The sequence below is a fragment of the Nocardiopsis sp. NPDC058631 genome (genome assembly GCF_042716955.1).
In the GTDB taxonomy this organism is placed as follows: Bacteria; Actinomycetota; Actinomycetes; order Streptosporangiales; family Streptosporangiaceae; genus Nocardiopsis.
The window spans coordinates 1-6,655 of sequence record NZ_JBHXQY010000167.1 but is presented as its reverse complement, the minus strand read 5'-3'; the positions used below and the strand labels follow the sequence as shown (position 1 = coordinate 6,655).

The 6,655-nt window shown below is 72.7% G+C and carries 7 protein-coding genes; 5 read left to right on the top strand and 2 right to left on the bottom strand.

The genetic code is table 11. From position 1 onward, the window contains the following. Positions 1 to 467: 467 nt before the first annotated feature. Both ACFWTE_RS29315 and ACFWTE_RS29310 read right to left on the bottom strand, forming a co-directional pair. Positions 468 to 743 carry a hypothetical protein gene (locus tag ACFWTE_RS29315; RefSeq protein ID WP_378783164.1) on the bottom strand — a complete coding sequence of 92 codons (276 nt, stop codon included), beginning with the start codon at positions 741 to 743 and terminating at the stop codon, positions 468 to 470. A gap of 92 nt (positions 744 to 835) precedes the next feature. Continuing rightward, entirely contained in the window at positions 836 to 2,443 is a 1,608-nt protein-coding gene (locus ACFWTE_RS29310) for a molybdopterin-dependent oxidoreductase (RefSeq protein ID WP_378783163.1), read from the bottom strand. A 141-nt stretch (positions 2,444 to 2,584) separates the two neighbouring features. Between ACFWTE_RS29310 and sigK the strand changes: the two genes are divergently transcribed. From sigK to ACFWTE_RS29285, 5 genes are all read left to right on the top strand, one after another. Next, positions 2,585 to 3,190, top strand: coding sequence for an ECF RNA polymerase sigma factor SigK (sigK, locus tag ACFWTE_RS29305; protein ID WP_378783165.1), 606 nt, complete (start codon positions 2,585 to 2,587; stop codon positions 3,188 to 3,190). Next, positions 3,187 to 3,924 (top strand): anti-sigma factor domain-containing protein, encoded by a 738-nt coding sequence (locus ACFWTE_RS29300; protein WP_378783162.1) that lies wholly within the window; start codon positions 3,187 to 3,189, stop codon positions 3,922 to 3,924. Before sigK ends, ACFWTE_RS29300 begins: the two co-directional genes overlap by 4 nt. Positions 3,925 to 4,114: 190 nt before the next feature. Beyond that, positions 4,115 to 5,752, top strand: coding sequence for an AMP-binding protein (locus ACFWTE_RS29295; RefSeq protein WP_378783161.1), 1,638 nt, complete (start codon positions 4,115 to 4,117; stop codon positions 5,750 to 5,752). Positions 5,753 to 5,759: 7 nt separating this feature from the next. After that, positions 5,760 to 5,885 carry a DUF397 domain-containing protein gene (locus tag ACFWTE_RS29290; RefSeq protein ID WP_378783160.1) on the top strand — a complete coding sequence of 42 codons (126 nt, stop codon included), beginning with the start codon at positions 5,760 to 5,762 and terminating at the stop codon, positions 5,883 to 5,885. A 115-nt stretch (positions 5,886 to 6,000) separates the two neighbouring features. Beyond that, positions 6,001 to 6,486 carry a MarR family winged helix-turn-helix transcriptional regulator gene (locus ACFWTE_RS29285; protein WP_378783159.1) on the top strand — a complete coding sequence of 162 codons (486 nt, stop codon included), beginning with the start codon at positions 6,001 to 6,003 and terminating at the stop codon, positions 6,484 to 6,486. Positions 6,487 to 6,655: the final 169 nt, after the last annotated feature.

The following is a 6,655-nucleotide window of genomic DNA, read 5'->3' as shown; positions in this document are numbered from 1 at the left end:
GAGACCGTGTGCTCTTCCGTGGAAGGCGTCTGCGTTTCCGCTTTGTTGTGTCTTTACTTTATCAGGTGTTCCGCGCCCCGCCAAATCGGCGGTTTGTGGTTCTGATCGGGGTAAAGCCCGTTCTGCTTCGTTTGCTTTTGTCCGAATGGACTTGGCTTTTGAAGCGACTCCCTGAGCTTACATGGCCCGAGCAGTGCTCGAACCGGGTGTTTCAGAGAGGAGGTTGTGCCGCCGATATCCGGCCCGGTTCCGGGCTGGCCCTGAGGCCTGCCCGCCGTCCCGTGGCGACTCGGAGAACACTACCCCCCGCCACACCGCGCGGCAAACCGAACCGCCTGTGTCCCCACTCACAACAGGGCTCGGGGGCGCCGGCCCACACATGGAACCGGGGCACGCTTTCGTGAGGGGGCCGTCGCGCGCGGTGCGCGGCGGCCCCCTCACGGTCAGCCGCAGGTGGGCGGGGAGCGTCAGCCCTCGTCCTCCATGTCCCCGTCCATCTCCTCTTCCATGGGCTCCTCTTCCATCTCCTCCTCCATGGGCTCCTCGTCCATGGACTCCTCGGACATGTCGTCCGACTCCTCCATCTCGTCCTCCATGGGCTCGTCGGACATCTCCTCGTTCTCCACCGTGTCCCCGCCGGAGCCCTCGGAGTCGTTGCACGCCGCCAGGCCGAAGACCGCGACGAGGCTGATGGCCCCGGCCGCGACGAGTCGGCTCAGCTGCTTCGTGGTGGGCACGCTCATGGTTCTCGTCTCCTGTGTGTCGGGGTCCGCTGTCGCGGTACCGCTGTCGCCCGGGACCTGCGTGGTCCCGGTACCTGTCCGGGCGGGCGGGGTCAGGCCACCGTGACGGTGACGCCGTGGTGCCCCGTCGCGCCGTCCGGCGCGGGTTCCGCCCGGTCAGGGGTCTGGGTCCGTCCGTCGCGGTCGGTCGCGCGGACGGTGATCGTGTGCTCTCCGGGTTCGGCGTCCCAGTCGAGGACCCACTGGCGCCAGGTGTCGGTGCCCGCCTCCCCGGCGAGCCGCGCCTCGGTCCAGGGCCCGTCGTCGACGCGGACCTCCACCCGGTCGATCCCGGTGTGCTGGGCCCACGCCACCCCGGCGACGGCCACCCGTCCCGGGCCGAGGTCCGCCCGGTCGCGTGGTGTGTCGACGCGCGACTGGGTCTTGACGGGGCCGCGCGCGGACCAGCCCCGCGGCACCCAGTAGGCGTCGAACGCGTCGAACGTGGTCAGCTCGATCTCGGTGATCCACTTGCAGGCGGACACGTATCCGTACAGGCCGGGGACCACCATGCGCACGGGGAACCCGTGGTCGTGGGGGAGGGGCCGCCCGTTCATGCCGACCGCGAGCAGCGCGTCCCTGCCGTCCATGACCTCGGCCATGGGGGTGCCGATGGTCATCCCGTCCTCGGACCTGGCCACCAGCTGGTCGGCCGGGCCGCCGTCGGCGGGCGAGCGCGCACCGGCCCGTGCGAGGACGGAGGCCAGGGGCACCCCGATCCAGCGCGCGTTGCCGACGTAGGTCCCGCCGACGGGGTTGGACACGCAGGCGAGGGTGATGTCGCGTTCGCACAGGTCGGGGTGGTCGAGCAGGTCCTGGTAGGTGAGGACCAGCTCCTCGGACGCGCCGAGGCCGTGAACCCGCAGAGACCACGTGGACGCGTCGATCCGGGGGACCGACAGCGCGGTGTCGATCCGGTAGAAGTCGCCGTTCGGGGTGAAGAAGGGGGTGAGGCCGTCCAGTTCCAGGTCGACGCCGTCCGGCAGTGGCGCGGCCCGGTCCGTCGGCCGTGGGATCACCGCGTTGGCGGGGGTGATCCCGCCTCCGGGCGACGCCGCAGGCAGGAGGCGTGCCGCCGTCCCGGTGCCCGCCGACACCGCCGCGACGGCCCCGGCGAGGAGGGCGAAGCGGCGCCGGTCGAACCCGGCTGGCGCGTCTCGCGCCGTCGGGCCCTCCCCTCCTGCGGGGTCCTGCCGCGTCACGACGCCCCGTGGGCCGGCGGCAGCGCGCAACAGCCGGAGGAGGACTACCGCGCCCACGGCGGCGCCCGCCAGGGTCGGCAGCGCGTCGAGCGGACCGGCGTCGGGGCGGGTGAGCGCCGCGGCCAGGCCCACCGCGGTGAACGCGGCGATCCCCACCGGGCCGAGGACCCTGCGGCGCCCCGCCGCGGCACCGATGAGGGCCGCCGCGACCGCGAGCAGCAGCGCCGTTCCGATGAGCAGGGCCGGCTTGTCAGCCGTGCCGAAGGTGTCGACGGCGAACTGCTTGACTGGGAGCGGGGCGAGGTCGACGACCGCGTCCCCGACAGCCAGGAGGGGAGCGGCGGTGGGGCGTGTCACCAGCGCGGCGGCCACCTCGGCGGCGGCCAGTGCGGAGCCCGTGGAGACGAGACCGGCGATGGCGGCGGGTCCTCGGCTGGTGCGGCGTTCGGTGTCGGACATGCCCCTGCTTCGGTGCGGGCGGGGTCGGGGCGACGGGGAAACGAATAACGAAGCGGTCACGCTCTGGGGGCGGGGGTCGCCGGGGCACGCCCCGCACCGAATTCCGGACGAGAGCAGGGAAGGCGGTGACCGATGAGTCGGATGACGGGTTCGAGCCCCCGGAAGGCGGACATCGCCGGCGAGGGCGGTGGCGCGGAGGAGGACCATCTGACGGGCCTCATCCAACGGGTCGCCCTCGGCGACCTGGCCGCGTTCGAGGGGGTCTACCGCGAGCTGTCCGGTCCCGTGTTCGGGATCGCGCGCCGCGTCCTGCTGGACGAGGCGCAGGCGGAGGAGGTCTGCCAGGAGGTCTTCCTGGAGGTGTGGCGCACGTGTTCCCGCTACGACCGGTCGCGGGGGACGGTGCCCGGGTGGGTCCTGACCATCGCGCACAGCCGGGCCGTGGACCGGGTCCGGTCGGAACGGGCCGCGTCGACGCGGCTGGCCGCGGCGGGGCGCCTCGAACCGGAGACGACGCCCAGGGACGCGGTGCCCGAACAGGTCGAGCACCGTCTGGAGCGGGAGAAGGTGCGCTGTTGTCTGCGCAGGCTCACCGAGACGCAGCGGGAGGCGGTCCGGCTCACGTACTACACGGGATACACGCAGAGGGAGGCGGCCGAGCTGCTGAGGGTTCCGCTGACCACGGTCAAGGGACGGCTGCGTGACGGTCTGATCAGGCTGCGGGACTGCCTGGGGGTGGGCGTGTGAGCGACGCGGGAGTGCACGGACTGACCGCGGGGTACGCGGTGAACGCCCTGGGCCGGGAGGAGGCCCGGTCCGCCGAGCTGCACCTGGCGGAGTGCGAGGACTGCCGACGCGACCTCGCGGACTTCCGGGAGACGGCCGTGCGGCTGGCCGGGGCGGAGGCCCGGGAGCCCCGGGCCGAGGTGTGGGAGGCGATCCTCGACTCCGCCCGGCGGACCCGGCAGCTGCCTCCGGAGGCCTCCCCGGCCCGGGTGGACGACGCGGGGACGGTGGTGCGGCTGAGGCTCCGGAGGCGCGGATGGCTGCCGTGGACGCTGGTGGCAGCGTGCGCCCTGCTCGTCGTGGTGCTCGCGGGTGCGCTGGTGGCGACGGACCGGCGGATGGACTCGGAGGCGCGGCACAAGGCGGAGGTGGAGGCCCTGCTCGCCGCCCCCGACACGGCGATGGTGGAGGCGCCCCTGGGGGAGGCTCGGGCGACGGTCTTCGCCTCCTACGAGAAGGACTCGGCGATGCTGGTGGTGGAGGGGCTTCCCTCGGCGCCGGCCGGCATGGCCTACCAGATGTGGTGGCTGGACGGAAGCGGTGCGCGGTCGGCGGGGATGCTGGAGCCCTCGGACGAGGGCATGCACTCCGGGATGGCCGGGGGCATGGGTTCGCCGGACAAGCTGTGCGTCTCGTTGGAGGCCGAGGAGGGGGCGGCCGAGCCGAGCAGCGACGAGCTGACGATCGACATGTGACCGGGTCGGTGTGAGCGGGGCCGTTCGTCCTCCGGTGACAAGGAACGGCGGGCGGCGACTCACCCCGGTGCGCAGAAACGGCGGGGGTTCGTCGCCTACGGTCGCAGTACTTCCGGGGAGTCACGCGGCGAAGGCTCCCCGGTGAGGCGCGGAACGCTTCGCCCGTCCCCGCTGCCCTTCCGGAGACACTATGGCGCCCAACGCCGGTCCTCCCGTCCCCTCGCGACTGCGACAGACCCTCAGAACGGTGCGGGTCCTGGTCCGCGCCGGTGTGTTCAGCCTCGGCCGTCCGGACAGGGTCGTCCGCCAGCTCCGTGCCCTGCGCACGTGGGGCGCCACGATCGCCGGCGGGTACGCGGCTGCGAACGAGCGCGTCCCCGGCGCGGTGGCGATCATCGACGAGCGGGGACCGACGACCTTCGGCGAGATGGACCTGCGCGCCCGGCAGCTGGCGCGGGAGCTGCACCGGGCGGGTGTGGGTCGGGGAACGCGCGTGGGCCTGCTGTGCCGCAACCACAGCGCGTTCGTGCAGACGATGGTGGCCTGTGGCCGTCTCGGGGCGGACACCGTCCTGCTCAACACGGGTCTGTCGGCGGGCCAGCTGTTGGCTGCCGCGGTGGACAACGGGCTCGCGGTGATCGTCGCGGACACCGAGTTCGAGCCCCTGTACGAGGGACTTCCGCCCGAGGTGGCCCGGGTGACGGCCTGGGGCGAGCCGGCGCGGCCGGGTCCGACGGTGCCGTGGGAGGCGCGGGAGAGCACCGCGTCGGAGCCGGGTCCGCCGGAGCGGCCCGGCAGGCTGATCGTGCTGACGTCGGGGACGACGGGCGCCCCCAAGGGCGCGCGGAGGCCGACGCCGAAGGGCCCGCAGGACGCGGCGTCGGTGCTGTCCCGTATTCCGCTGCGCTCGTCGGACCGCATCCTGGTCTCGGCGCCGGTCTTCCACACGTGGGGCCTGGCGGGGGTGCAGCTGGGCATGTCGATGCGGGCGACGCTGGTGATGCGGCGGCTGTTCGAGCCCGAGGACGTGCTGCGCACGGTCCAGGAGCAGCGGTGCACGGTGCTGTTCGCGGTTCCGGTGATGCTGCGGCGGATCATGGACCTGCCCCGGCAGACGCGCGCCAGGTACGACACCTCGTCGCTGCGGATCGTGGCGTGCAGCGGTTCGGCCATGAGTCCGAAGCTGATCACGGGCTTCATGGACGAGTTCGGGGACGTGCTCTACAACCTGTACGGGTCGACGGAGGTGTCGTGGGCGACGATCGCGACGCCGACGGACCTGCGGCTGTCGCCGACGACCGCCGGGCGTCCTCCGCTGGGGACGCGGATCGCGGTCCTGGACGGGAACGGTTCCGAGGTGCCGGACGGGGTCGAGGGGTCGATCCACGTCGGCAACGACATGCTCTTCGACGGGTACACGAACGGCCGGAGCAAGAAGGTCGCGGACGGGCTGATGGAGACCGGCGACCGGGGGCACGTGGACGCGGACGGGCTGCTGCACGTGGCGGGCCGGGACGACGACATGATCGTCTCCGGCGGGGAGAACGTGTTCCCGAGGCCGGTGGAGGAGTCGATCGTGACGATTCCCGGGGTGCGTGAGGTCGTGGTGACGGGTGTGCCGGACGAGGAGTTCGGACAGCGGTTCGCGGCGTTCGTGGTGCCGTACGAGGGTGTGCGCGTGGACCCGAACGAGGTGCGGATGCATGTGCGGACCGCGCTGGGCCGGTTCTCGGTACCGCGTGACGTGGTCGTGCTGGAGGAGTTGCCGCGCAACGCCACCGGCAAGGTGGTCAAGCGCAGGCTGCCCTACCAGGCACCGCACCAGTAGGAGGTGCGTGGAGATCGCTGAGACCGCGTCCGGCGCGGCCGTGCGCGACACCCAGAACCGCGAGCGCGGCCACCTGGTGTTTCCCGGCGGCGAGTGGACGGCGCTCCAGGCTGTTGCCCGCCAGGAGGCGTAGCCGGACATGCGGAAGCCCCCACCTGTCGGGCGTTCGGCGCCCCGTCCCGCTCTCCCTCGCGTGCAAGACAGTTGTGGGCTTTGACATCGGGTAGGAGGTAACTACGATGTTGCCGATGCCTGACCGTTCCCCCGCCCCCGCGGGCGAGTTCCCGCTTCCTCCCGTCGACGAGCAGATGTGCTTCGCCCTGTACGCGGCGTCGCGCGCGGTGACCAACCTCTACCGGCCCCTGCTGGAGCCGTTGGGGCTGACCTATCCCCAGTACCTCGTGATGATGCTGCTGTGGGAACGCGGTGAGTGCTCCGTCAAGGAGATCGGCGCCGTGCTCCAGCTGGACTACGGCACGCTCACCCCGCTGCTCAAGCGCCTGGAGGCGCGGGGGCTGCTGAACCGGGGACGGGATCCGCGCGACGAGCGCTCGGTCCGCGTCACCCTCACCGAGGAGGGTGCGCGGCTGCGGGCCCTGGCCGAGGGGATCCCGGAGGCGGTCGGCGCCGTCATCGACCTCCCCGAGGAGGAGTTCGAGGCGACCCGGCTGGCGTTGCGCCGGCTGACCTCGAACGTGCTCGCGGGCGAGGCCCGCCTGCCCGCGCGGGACTGAGCAGGCGGGCGGATCGGGGACAGCGGCCTACGGACTCCGACCGCCGCGTCCGCCGTCGGGGGACGACGGACGGCAGCGGCGGTCGGTGAGCACGGGCACCACGGGGGTCGTGCCCGTGCTCCGGGTGCGGTCCTCGGGCTTGGCGCCCCGCTTGCGCCGGATGTTGGTC

Excerpts from the sequence above, each read along its gene's own strand:
- ACFWTE_RS29315 (WP_378783164.1), bottom strand. The coding sequence starts at position 743 with ATGAGCGTGCCCACCACGAAGCAGCTGAGCCGACTCGTCGCGGCCGGG.
- ACFWTE_RS29310 (WP_378783163.1), bottom strand. The coding sequence starts at position 2,443 with ATGTCCGACACCGAACGCCGCACCAGCCGAGGACCCGCCGCCATCGCC.
- sigK (WP_378783165.1), top strand. The coding sequence starts at position 2,585 with ATGACGGGTTCGAGCCCCCGGAAGGCGGACATCGCCGGCGAGGGCGGT.
- ACFWTE_RS29295 (WP_378783161.1), top strand. The coding sequence starts at position 4,115 with ATGGCGCCCAACGCCGGTCCTCCCGTCCCCTCGCGACTGCGACAGACC.
- ACFWTE_RS29285 (WP_378783159.1), top strand. The coding sequence starts at position 6,001 with ATGCCTGACCGTTCCCCCGCCCCCGCGGGCGAGTTCCCGCTTCCTCCC.